This window comes from Nocardioides marmorisolisilvae (assembly GCF_003725775.1).
Taxonomy (GTDB): Bacteria; Actinomycetota; Actinomycetes; order Propionibacteriales; family Nocardioidaceae; genus Marmoricola; species Marmoricola marmorisolisilvae.
In genome coordinates, this window is record NZ_RJSG01000002.1 from 1,877,064 (window position 1) to 1,892,777 (window position 15,714).

At 69.9% G+C, this 15,714-nt stretch carries 18 protein-coding genes; 6 read left to right on the forward strand and 12 right to left on the reverse strand.

From position 1 onward, the window contains the following. Positions 1–2 precede the first annotated feature (2 nt). The 3 genes from gltX to EFL95_RS13215 are packed head-to-tail and all read right to left on the reverse strand — an operon-like array spanning position 3 to position 2,864. A complete protein-coding gene (gene gltX / locus EFL95_RS13205) occupies positions 3–1,463 on the reverse strand; it encodes a glutamate--tRNA ligase (RefSeq protein ID WP_281272213.1) in 1,461 nt (486 codons plus the stop codon). Continuing rightward, entirely contained in the window at positions 1,456–2,256 is an 801-nt protein-coding gene (locus tag EFL95_RS13210; RefSeq protein ID WP_123234969.1) for a fumarylacetoacetate hydrolase family protein, read from the reverse strand. The genes gltX and EFL95_RS13210 overlap by 8 nt, the downstream gene beginning before the upstream one ends. A gap of 32 nt (positions 2,257–2,288) precedes the next feature. Then, positions 2,289–2,864, reverse strand: coding sequence for a QsdR family transcriptional regulator (locus EFL95_RS13215; protein ID WP_123234394.1), 576 nt, complete (start codon positions 2,862–2,864; stop codon positions 2,289–2,291). A gap of 92 nt (positions 2,865–2,956) precedes the next feature. Between EFL95_RS13215 and EFL95_RS13220 the strand changes: the two genes are divergently transcribed. Beyond that, positions 2,957–4,273, forward strand: a complete 1,317-nt coding sequence (locus EFL95_RS13220) for a hypothetical protein (protein WP_123234395.1) — start codon at positions 2,957–2,959, stop codon at positions 4,271–4,273. Positions 4,274–4,287: 14 nt separating this feature from the next. Next, positions 4,288–5,301, forward strand: a complete 1,014-nt coding sequence (locus EFL95_RS13225; RefSeq protein WP_246004939.1) for a 3-methyladenine DNA glycosylase — start codon at positions 4,288–4,290, stop codon at positions 5,299–5,301. Here the strand turns inward: EFL95_RS13225 and EFL95_RS19255 are convergent. Then, positions 5,242–5,457, reverse strand: coding sequence for a hypothetical protein (locus EFL95_RS19255; RefSeq protein ID WP_148045048.1), 216 nt, complete (start codon positions 5,455–5,457; stop codon positions 5,242–5,244). The genes EFL95_RS13225 and EFL95_RS19255 overlap by 60 nt on opposite strands. Before the next feature lie 91 nt (positions 5,458–5,548). After that, positions 5,549–5,914 (reverse strand): DUF6264 family protein, encoded by a 366-nt coding sequence (locus EFL95_RS13230; protein ID WP_246004987.1) that lies wholly within the window; start codon positions 5,912–5,914, stop codon positions 5,549–5,551. A 113-nt stretch (positions 5,915–6,027) separates the two neighbouring features. On the opposite strand from EFL95_RS13230, the gene EFL95_RS13235 reads away from it, so the two are divergent. Further along, entirely contained in the window at positions 6,028–6,384 is a 357-nt protein-coding gene (locus tag EFL95_RS13235; protein ID WP_123234397.1) for a hypothetical protein, read from the forward strand. A gap of 18 nt (positions 6,385–6,402) precedes the next feature. Here EFL95_RS13235 and EFL95_RS13240 read toward each other — a convergent pair whose 3' ends face one another. Together EFL95_RS13240 and EFL95_RS13245 are read right to left on the reverse strand one after the other, a co-directional pair. Next, complete coding sequence (locus EFL95_RS13240) at positions 6,403–7,800, reverse strand: amidase (RefSeq protein WP_123234398.1); 1,398 nt, start codon at positions 7,798–7,800, stop codon at positions 6,403–6,405. Positions 7,801–7,854: 54 nt separating this feature from the next. Next, a complete protein-coding gene (locus EFL95_RS13245; protein ID WP_123234399.1) occupies positions 7,855–8,397 on the reverse strand; it encodes an NADPH-dependent FMN reductase in 543 nt (180 codons plus the stop codon). Positions 8,398–8,515: 118 nt separating this feature from the next. Here EFL95_RS13245 and EFL95_RS13250 point away from each other — a divergent pair, with 118 nt between their 5' ends. Next, complete coding sequence (locus tag EFL95_RS13250) at positions 8,516–9,112, forward strand: TetR/AcrR family transcriptional regulator (RefSeq protein ID WP_123234400.1); 597 nt, start codon at positions 8,516–8,518, stop codon at positions 9,110–9,112. Between the two features lie 6 nt (positions 9,113–9,118). Here EFL95_RS13250 and cimA read toward each other — a convergent pair whose 3' ends face one another. Continuing rightward, a complete protein-coding gene (gene cimA / locus EFL95_RS13255) occupies positions 9,119–10,693 on the reverse strand; it encodes a citramalate synthase (protein ID WP_123234401.1) in 1,575 nt (524 codons plus the stop codon). Between the two features lie 166 nt (positions 10,694–10,859). Here cimA and EFL95_RS13260 point away from each other — a divergent pair, with 166 nt between their 5' ends. Next, positions 10,860–11,684 (forward strand): patatin-like phospholipase family protein, encoded by an 825-nt coding sequence (locus EFL95_RS13260; RefSeq protein ID WP_123234402.1) that lies wholly within the window; start codon positions 10,860–10,862, stop codon positions 11,682–11,684. A 98-nt stretch (positions 11,685–11,782) separates the two neighbouring features. Here EFL95_RS13260 and EFL95_RS13265 read toward each other — a convergent pair whose 3' ends face one another. The 3 genes from EFL95_RS13265 to EFL95_RS20060 form a co-directional block, all read right to left on the reverse strand. After that, positions 11,783–12,871, reverse strand: a complete 1,089-nt coding sequence (locus tag EFL95_RS13265) for a branched-chain amino acid aminotransferase (protein ID WP_123234403.1) — start codon at positions 12,869–12,871, stop codon at positions 11,783–11,785. Positions 12,872–12,960: 89 nt separating this feature from the next. After that, the gene (locus EFL95_RS13270) at positions 12,961–14,025 is read right to left on the reverse strand and encodes a 3-isopropylmalate dehydrogenase (protein ID WP_123234404.1); all 1,065 of its coding nucleotides are present in this window, start codon (positions 14,023–14,025) and stop codon (positions 12,961–12,963) included. Positions 14,026–14,035: 10 nt separating this feature from the next. Beyond that, positions 14,036–14,161, reverse strand: a complete 126-nt coding sequence (locus EFL95_RS20060) for a hypothetical protein (RefSeq protein WP_281272214.1) — start codon at positions 14,159–14,161, stop codon at positions 14,036–14,038. A gap of 245 nt (positions 14,162–14,406) precedes the next feature. Here EFL95_RS20060 and EFL95_RS13275 point away from each other — a divergent pair, with 245 nt between their 5' ends. Beyond that, entirely contained in the window at positions 14,407–14,973 is a 567-nt protein-coding gene (locus EFL95_RS13275; protein ID WP_123234405.1) for an O-methyltransferase, read from the forward strand. Between the two features lies 1 nt (position 14,974). On the opposite strand, the gene yczE is transcribed toward EFL95_RS13275, so the two are convergent. After that, positions 14,975–15,685, reverse strand: a complete 711-nt coding sequence (gene yczE / locus EFL95_RS13280; protein WP_123234406.1) for a membrane protein YczE — start codon at positions 15,683–15,685, stop codon at positions 14,975–14,977. Between the last annotated feature and the right edge of the window lie 29 nt (positions 15,686–15,714).

Below are 15,714 nucleotides of genomic sequence, written 5' to 3' on the forward strand. Positions count from 1 at the left end.
GCTCAGGCCGGGAGGGAGTCGAGCCGGCGCAGGGTCTCGTCGCGCCCGAGCAGCTCGAGGGACTCGAACAGCGGCGGCGAGACCTTCCGACCGGTGATCGCGACGCGCACGGGTCCGAACGCGTTGCGCGGCTTGATCCCGAGCTCCTCGACGAGCTTGGCACGCAGCGCCTCGTCGATCGCGGCGGTGCTCCAGGTCGAGAGCGCACCGAGCGCCTCCCGGGCTGCGGCGACGACCCGGCGGCCCTCCTCGTCCAGAGCCGAGGCGACGTCGGCCTCGTCGTAGGTGACCTCGGAGGCGAACAGGAAGCCGAGCATCTCGGGCGCCTCGGTGAGCTTGTTGATCCGCTCGGCGATCAGCGGCATCGCCAGCTCGAGCAGCTGGGCGTCGGAGTCGGAGACCGGGTCGCCGACCACGCCGGCCGCCTTGAGGAACGGGAGTGCGCGGTGGGTGATCTCCTCGACCGGCAGCAGCCGCATCTGCGAGGCGTTGATCGCGTCGCACTTCTTCAGGTCGAAGCGGGCCGGGTTCGGGTTCACGTCCTTGATGTCGAACGCGGCGACCATCTCCTCCATCGAGAACACGTCCCGGTCGGCCGCGATCGCCCACCCCAACAGCGCCAGGTAGTTCAGGAGTCCCTGGGGCAGGTAGCCCTGGTCGCGGTAGCCCAGCGCGTCCGCCTCGGGGTCGCGCTTGGAGAGCTTCTTGTTGCCCTCGCCCATCACGTACGGCAGGTGGCCGAACTGCGGCGTCTGCTTCGCGATGCCGAGAGCGGTCAGCGCGTCGTACAGGGCGATCTGGCGCGGGGTGCTGGAGAGCAGGTCCTCGCCGCGGAGCACGTGCGTGATGTCCATCAGTGCGTCGTCGACCGGGTTGACCAGCGTGTAGAGCGGATCGCCGTTCGCCCGGCACAGGGCGTAGTCGGGTACGAACTGGGTCTCGAAGGTGACCTCGCCGCGGACCAGGTCGTTCCAGGTGATCGAGCCCTCGGGCATGCGGAACCGGACGACCGGCTTGCGGTCCTCGGCCTCGAAAGCGGCGCGCTGGTCGGCGCTGAGCTCGCGGCAGAAGGCGTCGTACCCCATCACCTTCGAGCCGGACTCCTGGCGTCGGGCCTCGACCTCCTCGTTGGTGCAGAAGCAGTCGTAGGTGTACGACGATCCGGCGAGCTTCTCGAGCGCGTCCTTGTACTTGTCGCCGCGCTCGCTCTGGAAGTAAGGCGCGTGGGGGCCACCGACCTCGGGGCCCTCGTCCCAGTCCAGGCCGAGCCAGCGCATCAGGTCGATGATCGAGGCGAGCGACTCCGGGGTGCTGCGCTCCTTGTCGGTGTCCTCGATCCGGAACACGAACGTGCCACCGTGGTGGCGGGCGAACGCCCAGTTGAACAGGGCCGTGCGGACCAGGCCGACGTGCGGGCTCCCGGTCGGGCTGGGGGCCATCCGGACACGAACGTTCTCAGTCACGCTGCTTCACCTTGTTGGTCAGATTGCCGATGCCCTCGATGAAGATCTCCATCTCGTCATCGACCTCGACAGGACCGACACCCTCCGGGGTGCCGGTGAGGATGACGTCGCCGGGGAGGAGCGTCATCACCGACGACACGTGCTCGATCAGCTCCGGGACGCCGAAGATCATGTCGCTGGTGCGACCGTCCTGCTTGAGCTCGCCGTTGACGTAGGTCTTCACCGCCAGGTCGGTGACGTCGAGCTCGGACTCGATCCACGGCCCGAGCGGGCAGAAGGAGTCGAAGCCCTTGGCGCGGGTGAACTGGCCGTCCTTGCGCTGCAGGTCGCGGGCGGTGACGTCGTTGGCCACCGTGTAGCCCTGGACGACGTCGGCGAACTTGGCAGCCGGCACGTCGCGGCAGGGGCGGCTGATCACCACGGCGAGCTCGCCCTCGTAATGCACCTCGGCGCTCTGGCGCGGGTAGAAGACCGGGTCGTCGGGACCGACGACGCTGGTGTTCGGCTTCATGAACATCAGCGGCTCGTCCGGGACGTCGCTGCCCATCTCGGCGGCGTGCGCGGCGTAGTTGCGACCGATCCCGATCACCTTGCTGCGCGGCAGGACCGGCGCGAGCAGCCGTACGTCGGCGAGGCGGTACTCCTTGTTGGTCAGGTGCAGACCGACGTACAGCGGGTCTCCGTTGAGCCCGACGATCACGCAGTCCTCGTCCGGGATGCCGTTCTCGTCGACCTCGCCGGTGACCACACCGAACAGGGGGTCCTCACCCGTGGTGAACCTCGCGATACGCACCACCGGAGCCTATCTGCCGGGGCGCGAGGGCCTCACGGCAGATGGTTCTCCAGGACCGACCGGCCGAGGTGCAGGGCCCGCTCGATCTCGGGCGGGTCGCCGATGACGATCGGGGTCCACTGGAGGTTCGCGCCGACCTGGACCAGCACGTCGATGATGTCGGGCGGCAGCGGCAGCTGGCGCGACGGCAGGTTGCGCTCGAGGGCTTCGGTCACCCCGGCCCGGATCCGCTGCTGGACCAGGCCGTGGGAGGCGACCAGGATCCGCAGCGCGAGCGCCGGCTCCCGCTGGGCGAAGTCGCGCAGCGGTTCGAAGCTCGAGGTGAGGGCCATGAACCGCCGGATCGAGTCCAGCGCCGCCTCGATGCCCCCTCCGCCGGGTCGTGCGTTGATCTCGGCGAAGATCTCGTCCGTCAGCCCGGCGAACAGCTCGGAGATCACCTGCTCGCGATCCCCGAACCAGCGGTAGAGCGTGGTCCGCCCGACGCCGAGCTCGGCCGCAAGCGTCTGCATGTCGACGCGCTCGCCACGCTCGAACTGGGCCCGCGCGAACTGGAGCGCGTGCTCACGGGTCGCGCGCTCCAGGCGCGGCAGCTCGGTCGAGGTCACGACGAGGAGCCTAGCGGGTCATGAGACATTTTCAAGGAATGTTCCGAGCGGAACATATTGAAGTTTTGTCACATCGCGAGTACGTTCCGTGCATGCGCCCCTCCCTGCGTTCGCTCGTCCTTGCCCTCGCCGCCCTCCTCGCGATCGGCGCACTCCAGCCGTTGCAGAGCGCCAGCGCCTCCGACCCGAGCCGTGACCGGTCCTGCGGCTGGATCCTCGAGCCCAGCGCGGACCGGGAGAACATCCTGTTCCCCGACCTGGCGACCCGGTACCTGGGCGCGGCGATCCCGGTGCCGCTCGGCGGTTACATCGAGCTCAAGGGACAGTTCCCGCACGCGCGCTACATGTCGCTGCAGACCTACAGCACCACGCTGCAGACCGCAACGAACCTGCGCGACGACCAGATCAACCCGGACCCGGGCTCGACGAACCCGTTCCGTGTCGGGGCTGACCGCAACGCCACGAAGCGTGGCTACACGGTGCGCATCGTCGCCGGGAAGCCGCCGGCCAACCCGCCGGCGAACACGCTCTACAACAACAGCGCCGACGGCACCCGGTCCGGCAACGGCTTCGCCTACCGGATCTACCTGCCCGACAACGGCACCGGCGCCTTCGGCGGGGTCCCGGCCCCGGCGATCACGCTGGTGCTGGCCACCGGTCAGCGCATCCCGCTGCCGACCTGCCCTGACCCGCTGCCCGACATGATGCCGGTCACCGACTTCCTGGCCGGCCTGGGCCTGCCGGACCTCGGCCTCGACGACCTCGGCCTCGGGCTGCTCGCTCCCCCGACCCCGACCTTCCGCCGCTACATCAACGCGGCGCAGGTCTACGCCACTGACGTGACCGAGAACAAGTACACCTCCGACACGCTGACCCCGCTGATCGCGTCGCTCACCGCACAGCTGCCCTCAGGGCTCGGCGAGAACGTCGACAACAAGTACGTCTACGCCTACCTGTCCCAGGAGTACGGCCGGGTGCTGCTGCTCAAGGGCAAGATGCCGACCACGCCGAAGACCTACTACGGCGACGCGACGGTGCCGGCTCCCACCGAGATGCGCTACTGGTCGATGTGCACCGCCAACCGCACCACGCAGACCTACGGCTGCGTGCACGACCAGACGGTGCAGGTCGACCAGAACGGCTACTTCACGATCGCCATCTCGACCGCCGCTGACCGGCCGGCCAACGCCACCGACGCCTGCGGTGTCTCCTGGCTGCCGTGGGGCCTGGACCCGAAGGGCATCGCCTACATGCGCAACATGCTGCCGCGCGCCGACTTCACGCACGCGGTGCAGAACGCCACGTACGGGACCGAGAAGCAGGTGCTGGGCGACTACTACCCGAAGGGCACCTACTACGCGAGCCCGCAGGCGTTCGAGCAGGCGATCGGCTGCCACCCCCACTCCTGACCTACGCTCTCTCGGTGACCCTGAGCCGAGCCGAGTGGAGCGAGCGCGCCCGCGCCCACGCCGATCGGGTCGACGTCTGGATCCAGCCCCACCTCGCGCGACGGCTACGCGGCGAGAAGCACCCGGTGCACGACTTCCTGTTCACCTACTACTCGCAGCGCCCGACGGCGCTCCGTCGCTGGCACCCCGGGTACGGCGTGCAGCTGGCCGATGCACCCGAGTACGCCGCCCTCAAGGGCTACTCCCGCGCTTCGCCGGTTGCGCCTGCTTCCTCACTGGATGAGCTTGTCGAAACCCCCGTCACGATTTCCTCACTGGATGAGCTTGTCGAAACCCCCGTCACGATCAGCCAGCGCTACCTGGACTCGCAACGGCCGGTGCTCGAGCGGATCCGCACGCTGCTCGCGGCGACCCTGGGCCGGCCGGCCAACCTCGGCTGCTTCGGCCTGCACGAGTGGGCGATGGTCTACCGGGGCAACCCGGCGGCCTCGGGCGCCGAGAACGCGATGCGCCACGACTGGCCCCTGCGCCTCGGCGGTCCCGCGACCGACGAGGTCGTGGAGAACCACCGCATCGGCTGCTCGCACTTCGACGCCTTCCGGTTCTTCACCGAACCGGCGCGGCCGCTGAACACCCTGCACCCTGGACGCGAGGACCGGCCGGACTTCGAGCAGCCGGGCTGCCTGCACGCCGGCATGGACCTCTACAAGCACGCGTTCCGGCTCACCCCGTTGATCCCCAGCGAGCTGGTCGCCGATGCCTTCGCGCTGGCCTGGGACATCCGCATCCTCGACATGCGCGCGGCGCCGTACGACTTCACCGGGGTGACCCTGGACCCGACCGGGGAACCCTGGTCACCGGTGTCGATCGAGACCGCGGAGGGCAAGGCGACGTACGCCGCCGCGCAGCGCGGCTTCGCCGAGCGAGGAGCACCGATCCGCGAGCGCCTCGTCGCTGAGTGCGACCGCCTACTCGCGCAACCACCAGCGCCAGAGGCCGACGGCGAACAGGCTCACGCCGAGACCTAGCAGGATGCCGCTCACCGCCATCGAGGTGAGCATGACGTCTGGGGACGAGGTCGGCTCGACCCGGCTCACGTGGAGCACGGCCCCGAGCAGATAAGCGGCGAGAACGAGAACGGCCGACGCCGTCATCAGCAGCAAGGGGATTCCGGTTCGTCGCACGACGCGCCTCCTCGTCCGGGGCACCTGGATCGGTCCCACTGCCAGATAGACGCTCCTGCTGGTCCGGAGGTTGCGTCGTCGGCAGGAATTCTCAGACGAGGTTGCCGTTGTGGACCCCGCTGGCCGCGATAGCGAACCCGAGCACCACCCCGCCCACCGAGAGCACCGTCATCAGGATCGGCACCCACCACGCCGGTCGGCTCTGCGCCATCCGCTTGATCGACCAGATCAGGGAGATCACGAACAGCCCGGCGGCGACCAGCGGCGGCGTCATCACGCCCCAGGCGATCCGGCCGTCGTCGCACGTCGTCGAGCTGCTGCCGCAGGAGTCCGACACGAACACGATGAACAGGCCGAAGGCGCCGAACACGAGGATCCCGAGTGCCTGGAGCACGAGGAGGACGATCGTGGCGGCGCGGTCGCCGGTGCGGGTCTCGGTGCGGTTGTCCGGGCGCATCTGGGTCACGTGCGCACCGTAGTCATCGACGGAGCGGATTCCTATCGACTTCGAGGGCGGATCTGAGTACCCGTACGGATGTCACCCCGGCGCTGGCGGTCGAGGCTGGACGCATGACGAACTCTTCGGGAATCGCCCCGTGCTACCAGCCGCCGAGCACTGCCGACAACATCGGTCTCGCGATCGGTGTCGGACTGACCTGGCTGCTGACCGTCGTCGCGGACGTCGCGATCTACCTCGGCAACTCCAACACCTGCGAGGAGCCCGCGGACATGCTCGCGACGCACCGGGGTCAGGCCGCCATCGTCCTGGTCCTCGCGCTCGCCGCGCTGCCGTGGATCGTCGGCGTCGTCCGGAGCCGGCGCCGCTTGACGGTTGCCTCGCTCGCCGTCGCCGCCCTGTTCCCGGCAGTCCTGCTGCTCAGCGCGGCGTTCGACCTGGGCTCGAACGGCGGCTGGTGCATGTTCTGAACGCGCAGGGCCTGGGGCTCACCAGCAGGGCGGGTGCCGATCCAGCCACGGCGCGGCGTCCTCGACCTGGGCAGCCAGGCCGAGCAGAAGGTCCTCGCGCCCGGGTGCCGCGGCGAGCATGACGCCGACTGGCAGCCGGTCCGGGGTGACGTGCAACGGCAGGGAGATCGCCGGGCTACCGGTCACGTTCCACATCGAGGTCCACGGGGTGAACCGCTTCTGCGCCTCGAAGTCGGCGGCCGGGTCCGCGTCGTTGCGCAGTGCGCCCACGGGAAGCGGCGGGACCGCGAGCGTCGGGGTCAGGACGACGTCGAAGGGCGCGAGCTCGGCCAAGGTCCGAGCAGCGATCCTCCGGAGCTCGCCGAGCGCCAGCCCGAACTCGGGCCCACCGATCGCCTCGCCCTTCTCCCCCAGCCACCGGGTCAACGGCTGCAGCAGACCCCGCGCCTCCTCCGGGATGTTCACGGTCGAGAGGCCGGTGAGCACGGCCCAGCAGGTCTCGAAGGTCGGCACCGCGTCGCGCGGCATCGGGGGCTCGATGTCGACGACCTCGTGGCCGAGCGACTCGAGCAGGGCTGAGGCGTCCTCCCAGGCGCGCACGCACTCGGGGTCGACGTCCGTCTCCGCGATGACGGGCTTCACGAACCGCGCCACGCGCAGACGGCCCGGCGCCACGTCGCAGGAAGAGAGGAACGACCGAGCGGACTCCGGTGCCCAGAACGGATCGCCGATCGCACGACCGGCCATCACGTCGAGGAAGGCGGCGGCATCGCGCACGGTGCGGGCTAGTGGACCCGCGGTCGCGAGCCCGGTGATCTCGCCGTACATCGGAGCACCCGAGATGCGGCCGCGCGTCGGCTTGAGCCCGACGATGCCGCAGCAGCTCGCCGGGATCCGGATGGAGCCGCCTCCGTCCGATCCCTGGGCGAGCGGGACCAGACCGGCGCCGACCGCCGAGGCGGCGCCACCGCTGGAACCGCCGGCCATCCGGGTGGTGTCCCACGGGGTCACGGCCGGCGGCGCGACCGCGGACTCGGTGTAGCAGGGTGAGCCGAACTCGGGGGTGTTGGTCTTGCCGAGGCTGATCAGACCAGCCGCCTCGATCCGCAGGACCAGCTCGTCGCTGACCTCGGGGACGTAGTCGGCCAGCAGCCGGGAGCCGAACATCGTCCTGACCCCGGCGGTCGCGTTCAGGTCCTTGATCGCCGTCGGTACGCCGGCCAGCGGGCCGCTGCCCTGCACCGAGCCGGCTCTTGCTCGTGCCTCGTCCCCGGTCAGGAGCACGAACGCGCCGAGCGACGGGTTGAGTCGCTCGGCGCGTTCGGTGTAGTGGTCGACCAGCTCGGCCGGGGACGTCTCCCCGGCCGCGATGGCCGCACCCTGCTCGAGGGCGGTCAGGTCGTGCAGCTCGCTCACGGCAGTGACGCTAGTACGTCACCGGGTTTCGACAAGCTCAACCGACCAGGTGGGTCAGGCCGCGGAGGTCTCCGGGGCGAAGGCCACCAGCGTGTCCAGGGCGCCGCGGAGCTTGCCCTGCACCTCGGGGTCGTTGAGCACGTCGACGTCGATCGAGGTCTGCGAGACGGTGACGTCCTCAACCACGATGGCACCGGCGATCTTGGCCGACTTCTGGGTGTCCTCGTGGGCCCACTTGCCGCCGTACGGGGTCGGGGTGACGCCGACGACGCCCAGCGGCTTGCCCGCGATGGCGCCCTGGCCGTAAGGGCGGGAGAGCCAGTCGATGGCGTTGTTCAGCACGGCCGGCATGGTGGCGTTGTACTCGGGGGTGACGACGAGGACCCGGTCGGCCTTGCCGACCTGCGCGCGGAGCGCGGCGGCGGAGGCGGGGACCTCGGCACCGTCGATGTCCTCGTTGTAGAAGGGGACGTCGGCGAGACCGTCGACGATCTCGACCTCGACGCCGGCGGGAGCCTGGGCCTTGAGGGACTCGGCGACCTGGCGGTTGACGCTGTCGGCGCGGAGGCTGCCGACCAGAACGGCTACGTGTGTCATGGGGTGCTCCTGTGAGGGTGTGGGAACGCTTCTGAGTGCTAAACCGGACTACGGTCCGCTTTCATTCCCGGTTCCCAAAACTTTTTTTCTGTCCCCACCGCACCCCTAGGGTGTGGGCATGTCCGAGCCGGAGCTGCTGCCGATCCTGGGGCAGCCCCCGCGCGAGCGCCGGGACGCCGCCCGCAACCGCGACGCGGTGATGTGCGCGGCGCAGCAGCTCATCGACCACTGCGGCGTCGAGGCCGTCACCATGGACGCGGTCGCGGAGAAGGCCGGCGTCGGCAAGGGCACGATCTTCCGCCGGTTCGGCAACCGCGCCGGCCTGATGGCCGGGCTCCTCGACGAGTCCGAGGCCGCCTGGCAGGCGTCCGTGATCAGCGGACCGCCGCCGCTCGGCCCGGGCGCACCGCCCAAGGAGCGCCTGCTCGCGTTCGGCCGCTCCCGGCTGGAGGCCAACCTGCGGCACGCCGACCTGCTGCTCGCGGCGGTCGGCGCCGACACCGGCCGCAGCTACGCGGCGTACTCGTTCACCGCCACGCACGTGCGCTACCTGCTCAGCGAGCTCGGGGTGCACGGCGACATCGCACTGCTGGCGACCGCGATCCTGGCGCCGCTCGAGGTCCCGATCCTGCGTCAGCAGACGGGCGTGGAGAACATGAGCATCGACCGGATCATCGCCGGATGGGAGGACCTGGTCGAGCGTGTCCTGGCCTAGCGGTTCCTAGGCATCGTGGCGGCGCAGGCCGAAGGTCAGACCGTCGATCAGCGCCTCCCACGAGGCCTCGATGACGTTGTGCCCGACGCCCACGGTCACCCAGGACGACTCCCCGTCCGAGGTCTCGATGAGAACCCGGGTGATCGCGTCGGTGCCGTGGCCCTGGTCGACGATCCGCACCTTGTAGTCGATCAGCTCGAACTTCACGACCTCGGGGTAGAGCCGCTCGATGGCCTGGCGCAGGGCGTGGTCCAGCGCGTTGACCGGCCCGTTGCCCTCCCCCACCATGACCAGGCGCTCGCCGCCGGCCATCAGCTTCACGGTCGCCTCAGATCCGGCCTCCGCGTCCGAGGCGGAGTCGGTGATCACCCGCCAGGACTCGATCTCGAAGTACGACGGGCGCACGCCTTCCACCTGCTCGGCCAGCAGCAGCTCGAACGAGGCGTCCGCGGCGTCGAAGGTGTAACCGCGCTGCTCCAGCTCCTTGACCCGGGCCGTGACGCTCGCGATCACCTCGGGACCGAGGTCGAAGCCGAGCTCCTTGCCCTTGAGCTCGATGGAGGCACGACCGGCCATGTCGGAGACGAGCAAGCGCATGTCGTTGCCGACGCCCTCCGGCTCCATGTGCTGGTACAGGTTCGGGTCGACCTTGATCGCGCTGGCGTGCAGGCCGGCCTTGTGGGCGAACGCCGAGACGCCGACGTACGGCTGGCGCGAGGAGGGCGGCACGTTGGTGACCTCGGCGACCGCGTGCGCGATCCGGGTGGCGTCGCGCAGCAGACCGGCCGGCAGCACCTGGCGGTCCAGCTTGAGCTCGAGGTTCGCGACCACGTTGATGAGGTCGGCGTTGCCGGTGCGCTCGCCGTACCCGTTGATGCAGCCCTGCACGTGCGTCGCGCCTGCGTCGACGGCGGCCAGGCTGTTGGCCACGGCGCACCCGGTGTCGTTGTGGGCGTGGATCCCGATCCGTCCGCCGGTCGTGGAGACGACGTCGTCGACGACGTCGCTGACCCAGTTCGGGAGCATCCCGCCGTTGGTGTCGCAGAGCGCGGCCACCTCGGCCCCGGCCTCGAACGCGACCCGCAGGACCTCGAGCGCGTAGTCGCGGTTGTCGCGGTAGCCGTTGAAGAAGTGCTCGGCGTCCAGGAAGACCCGCTGCCCCTCGGCGGTCAGGTGGCTGACGGTGTCGCGCACCATCGCCAGGTTCTCCTCCAGGGTCGTCCGCAGCGCGAGCTCGACGTGCCGGTCGTGCGACTTGGCGACCAGGGTGACCACCGGGGCACCGGACTCGCGCAGCGCCGCCACCAGCGGGTCGTCGGCGGCTTTCATGCCGGCACGACGGGTGGCGCCGAACGCCGCGAGCTGGGCGTTCTGGAGCTTGAGCTCGTCACGCGCCTTGGCGAAGAACTCGGTGTCCTTCGGGTTCGCCCCCGGCCAGCCGCCCTCGATGAAGCCCACGCCGAGACCGTCGATGTGCCGCGCGATGGCGAGCTTGTCCGCCACGGAGAGGTTGAGGCCCTCCTGCTGCGCGCCGTCGCGCAGGGTGGTGTCGTAGACGTGGAACGCGTCTGCGGTGCTCATCGGGTGTCCTTCGGATCAGGGTGCTCTAGAACAAGAAAAAACCTCCCGTTGGGACGAGAGGTTGGCGCGGCGGGGAGGTCCCGTCGCGCTAGTGAATGATGATGCTTGCTGCGTGCACGGTTCGAGTGTGCCACATCAGGCGGAGCGGTACCGGGGAGGTTGAGGAATGAGACGAGCGCTCGTGCTCGGCGGCGGTGGCGTCACCGGCGTCGCCTGGGAGCTCGGCATCCTGGCCGGCCTGGCCGAGCAGGGCGTCGACCTGACCGGCGCCGACACCGTGATCGGCACCTCGGCCGGATCCGTCGTCGGCACCCGGATCACCACCGGCACCCTGGCCCACGCCTACGAGGACCAGCTGCGCCCGCCGGACGGCGAGCTCGCTGCGAAGCTCGGGCCGACGACGTTGATCAAGCTCGGCGTGATGCTCGCCCGTCCCGGCGAGGAGGCCGCCAAGTGGCGCCGCCTCGGCGCGGCCTCCGCGAAGGCTCACCCCGAGTCCCCGGACGCACGGCGCGAGGTGATCCGCTCCCGCATCGGCGACCCGGCGTGGCCGGACCGCGACCTGCGGGTGACGGCCGTCGACACCGACCGTGGCGCGTTCGTGGTCTTCGACCGCGCCTCGGGCGTGAGCCTGCTCGACGCCGTCGCGGCCAGCTGTGCGGTGCCGCTGGTGTGGCCGCCGGTCCCGATCAACGGCACCACGTACGTCGACGGGGGCATCCGGTCCCCCGCCAACGCCGACCTCGCCGAGGGCTGCGACGTGGTGATCGTGCTGGCTCCCGGGACGCAGGCGCTGTCCCGCGAGCACAGCATCAGCCGCCAGCTCGCGCGCACCGGGGCGACCCGCACGCTGCTCGTCGCCCCGGACCCCGAGGCGCTGAAGGAGATGGGCTCGAACGTCCTCGATCCGGCGTACCGGAAGGCGGCGGCGCTCACCGGCCTGCGCCAAGGGCTGACGCTGGCGTCCGAGGTCGCCGAGATCTGGGGCTAGTGGTCGGGCGAACTGGCCCGTCGAAACCATCACATCCCCGCCGAAATTTCGACGGGTAAGTGACGGCTTCCCGTGTGCTGATGGGAATCCGACAGCCCTCAGGCCTTCGTGACCTGGTGCATCCAGTGGAAGTCATCCGTCGCACGGCCGTACTGGATGTCGATCAGGCGCTGACGGATCTCGGTGGTGAGCTGACCGGTCTCGGTCGAGCCCTGCACCTCGCCGCCGTCCCACTTCAGGGTGCCGACGGGCGTGATCACGGCAGCGGTCCCGCAGGCGAAGACCTCGGTGATCTCGCCCGAGGTGATGCCGTCGCGCCACTCGTCGATGGAGAACTTGCGCTCCTCGACCTTGTGGCCGGCCTGGTGGGCGATCTCGATGATCGCCGAGCGGGTGATGCCCTCGAGGATCGTGCCGGTGGCGGGGGTGACGATGTGGCCGTCGGCGAAGACGAAGTACATGTTCATCCCGCCGAGCTCCTCGACGTACTTGCCCTCCTGGGCGTCGAGGAAGACGACCTGGTCGCAGCCCTGGCCGATGGCCTCCTGCTGGGCGACGAGCGAGCTGGCGTAGTTGCCGCCGGTCTTGGCGGCACCCATGCCACCGCGCCCCGCCCGGGTGTACTCCTCGGTGAGCCACAGCGTGAGCGGCTTGATGCCACCCTTGAAGTAGGCGCCGGCCGGCGAGGCGATCACCATGAAGGTGACGTGCTGGCTCGGACGCACCCCGAGGAACGCCTCGGTCGCGATCATGAACGGACGGATGTACAGGCTCTTCTCCGAGCCGGCCTCCGGGACCCAGCGCTGGTCGACCTCGACCAGGGCGTCGACCGCCTGGACGAAGTCCTCGGGCTCTAGCACCGGCAGGGCGAGCCGGTGCGAGGACCGCTTCATCCGCTCGGCGTTCGCGTACGGGCGGAAGGACCAGATCGATCCGTCCGCGTGCCGGTAGGCCTTCATGCCCTCGAAGGTCTCCTGCGCGTAGTGCAGGACGGCGGTGGCCGGGTCCAGCGTCAACGGCCCGTACGCCGTGACGCGGGCGTCGTGCCAGCCCTTCTCGGGAGTCCACTCGACGGTGAACATGTGGTCGGTGAAGTACGTGCCGAAGCCCGGGTCGGACAGGATCTGGGTGACCTCCGCGGCCGAGCGCGGGTTCGCCGACGGGACGATCGAGATGTCGAGGGTCATGGGACGAGGTTATCTCTCTGTGGCGGGTGGTTAGTAGTCGTTAACGCCCGCCTTCGGGTCTCCCCGTGTCCCGAGGACCTCCTGGCGGGCTAGCCGGCTACTCGAGCGGCGATGCGGTCGCCGATCTCGGGCGTGCTCAGCGCAGCACCCGGCTCGCGGGAGGCGAGGTCGGCGATGACCGCCGCCTCGACCTTCTGCGCCGCCTCGGTCAGCCCGAGGTGGTCGAGCATCAGCGAGACCGAGAGGATCGCGGCGGTCGGGTCGGCCTTCTGCTGCCCGGCGATGTCGGGCGCGGAGCCGTGCACCGGCTCGAACATCGAGGGCGCGGTCCGGTCCGGGTTCACGTTGCCGCTCGCCGCCAGGCCGATGCCACCGGTCACGGCGGCGGCCAGGTCGGTGATGATGTCGCCGAACAGGTTGTCGGTGACGATCACGTCGAAGCGCGCCGGGTCGGTGGTCATGAAGATCATCGCGGCGTCGATGTGCATGTAGTCGGTGCTCACCTCGGGGTACTCGGCGGCAACCTCCTGGAACAGGCGCCACCAGACCGAGCCGGCGTTGACCAGCACGTTGGTCTTGTGGACCAGGGTGAGCTTCTTGCGCGGGCGGCGCTGGGCCCGGGCGAACGCGTCGCGGACGACCCGCTCGACGCCGAAGGCGGTGTTCACCGAGACCTCGGTGGCGACCTCCTGCGGCGTACCGACGCGCAGGGCGCCGCCGTTGCCGGTGTAGGGACCCTCGGTGCCCTCGCGGACCACCACGAAGTCGACCTCGCCGGGGTTGGCGAGCGGCGAGACCGAGCCCGGGAAGATCCGGGACGGACGCAGGTTCACGTAGTGGTCGAGCTCGAAGCGCAGCCGCAGCAGCAGTCCGCGCTCCAGGATGCCCGGGGGCAGGTTCGGGTCGTTGGGCTTGCCACCGACGGCACCGAGCAGGATCACGTCGTGCTGACGGATCTCCTCGAGCACCGAGTCCGGGAGCACCTCGCCCGTGGCGAGGTAGCGCTCGGCACCCAGGTCGTACCGGGTCGGCTCGAACTTCACGTCGGCAGGCATGACCACCTCGAGGACCTTCAGGGCCTCGGCGGTGACCTCAGTACCGATCCCGTCTCCGGGGATGACGGCGAGCTTGAGCGACTGGGTGGTGGCAGACATGCGGGCGAGCCTAGTTGTCGTCGGGGCGCTGACCGCCGTTGTCTCGCAGGTCAAGCGCGGCCTGGACGGCCTCGTGCGAGAGCGGGCTCTCGGGGTTGTTCCTGGCCGGGCCCCACTCGGGGTACATCTCGTACATAGGACTTTCCTTCGTCACGGAGGGGTTCGTAGACCGCTGGGCGAGAAACGCCGAACTCCGCGACGAGGTGGCCTACTCCGAAGTGGCCTCGCCGCGGCGGTCGATGGATACGAACACGCTCCGCATGATGGAACGAGGGTAGATCGGAACCGGCGCCGGTGAGCAGGTATTAACCGAGACGTCCCACGATCCGAGACTTCGCGCCAGATTCCGGACCGGCGCGAACCGTTTGGCAAGGTAGACGCATGAGTGCCCCTCCCGAGGTCCCGGCGATCGTCTCCCGTGCGTTCGACGTGTCCCGACGGGCCGGGTACGTGTCGTTCTGCCGCAACGAGACCGGCCGGCTGCTCGCCGCCCTCGCCGCGACCCGCACCGGGACGATGGCCGAGTTCGGCACGGGCTGCGGCGTCGGCACCGCGTGGCTGCGCTCAGGCGCACGCCCGGGCGCGATGATCCTCTCCGCCGAGCTCGACGAGAAGCTGGCCGTGGCCGCCCAGGAGATCTTCACCGACGACGACCAGGTCGAGGTGCTCGCCGCCGACTGGTCGACGCTGCGCAACAAGGGCCCCTACTCGCTGCTGTTCCTCGACCCGTCCTCCCCCGAGGACGCTTCGGTCGACTCGGTCGCCGACCTGGTCGAGCCCGGCGGGATCGTCGTGATGGACGACTTCACGCCGTGCGAGATGTGGCCGCCGATCACGCTCGGGCGCGTCGACACGCTGCGCGAGTCCTGGCTGACCGACGACCGCTTCACCGCGGTCGAGGTGATGGTCGCGCCGGACGCCTCTGCGCTGATCGCGACGAAGAACTAGTTCACGCCGCCGCTTCGGCGGCTTCCTCGACGTCGACCGGAGCCGCACCGGGCAGCTCGACGATCGCGTAGGGCAGGAACAGCTGCACCATCGGCCCGATGGCGAGCGCGTAGAGCAGGGTCCCGACACCGACGGTGCCGCCGAGCACGAACCCGATGGCGACGACTGAGACCTCCAGGCAGGTCCGGACCAGCCGGATGGACAGGCCGGTACGCCGGTGCAGGCCGGTCATCAGCCCGTCGCGCGGTCCGGGACCGAACTGGGAGCCGATGTAGAGCGCCGTCGCCAGCCCGTTGAAGCCGATCCCGAGGACGGTCAGGGCGACCCGGGCGAGCAGGTCGTGCGGCTTGTCGATGAGCGCCAGGAACACGTCGGCGGAGAGGCCGATCAGGATCGCGTTGGCGATGGTGCCGAGCCCCGGCAGCTCGCGCAGCGGGATCCAGAGCAGCAGGACGACGAAGCTGACCACGATCAGCGCCGTACCGATGTCGATCGGCAGGTGCTCGGCGAGGCCCTGGTGCAGGACGTCCCACGGAGCGTTGCCCAGGGTGCCGCGGATCAGCATCGCCAGGGTCAGCCCGTACAGGACCAGTCCCCCGACGAGCTGGGTCAGCCGTCGGGTCAGCCGGCCGGCACGCAGCTGCTCGACCGGACCGAGCCGGGCGAGCTCACGAGTGCCCCGAGATGAGCGCCGGTCAGCGCGGGAGGACACGGTTGATCAGCTTCTGCAGGCGCCGGCGG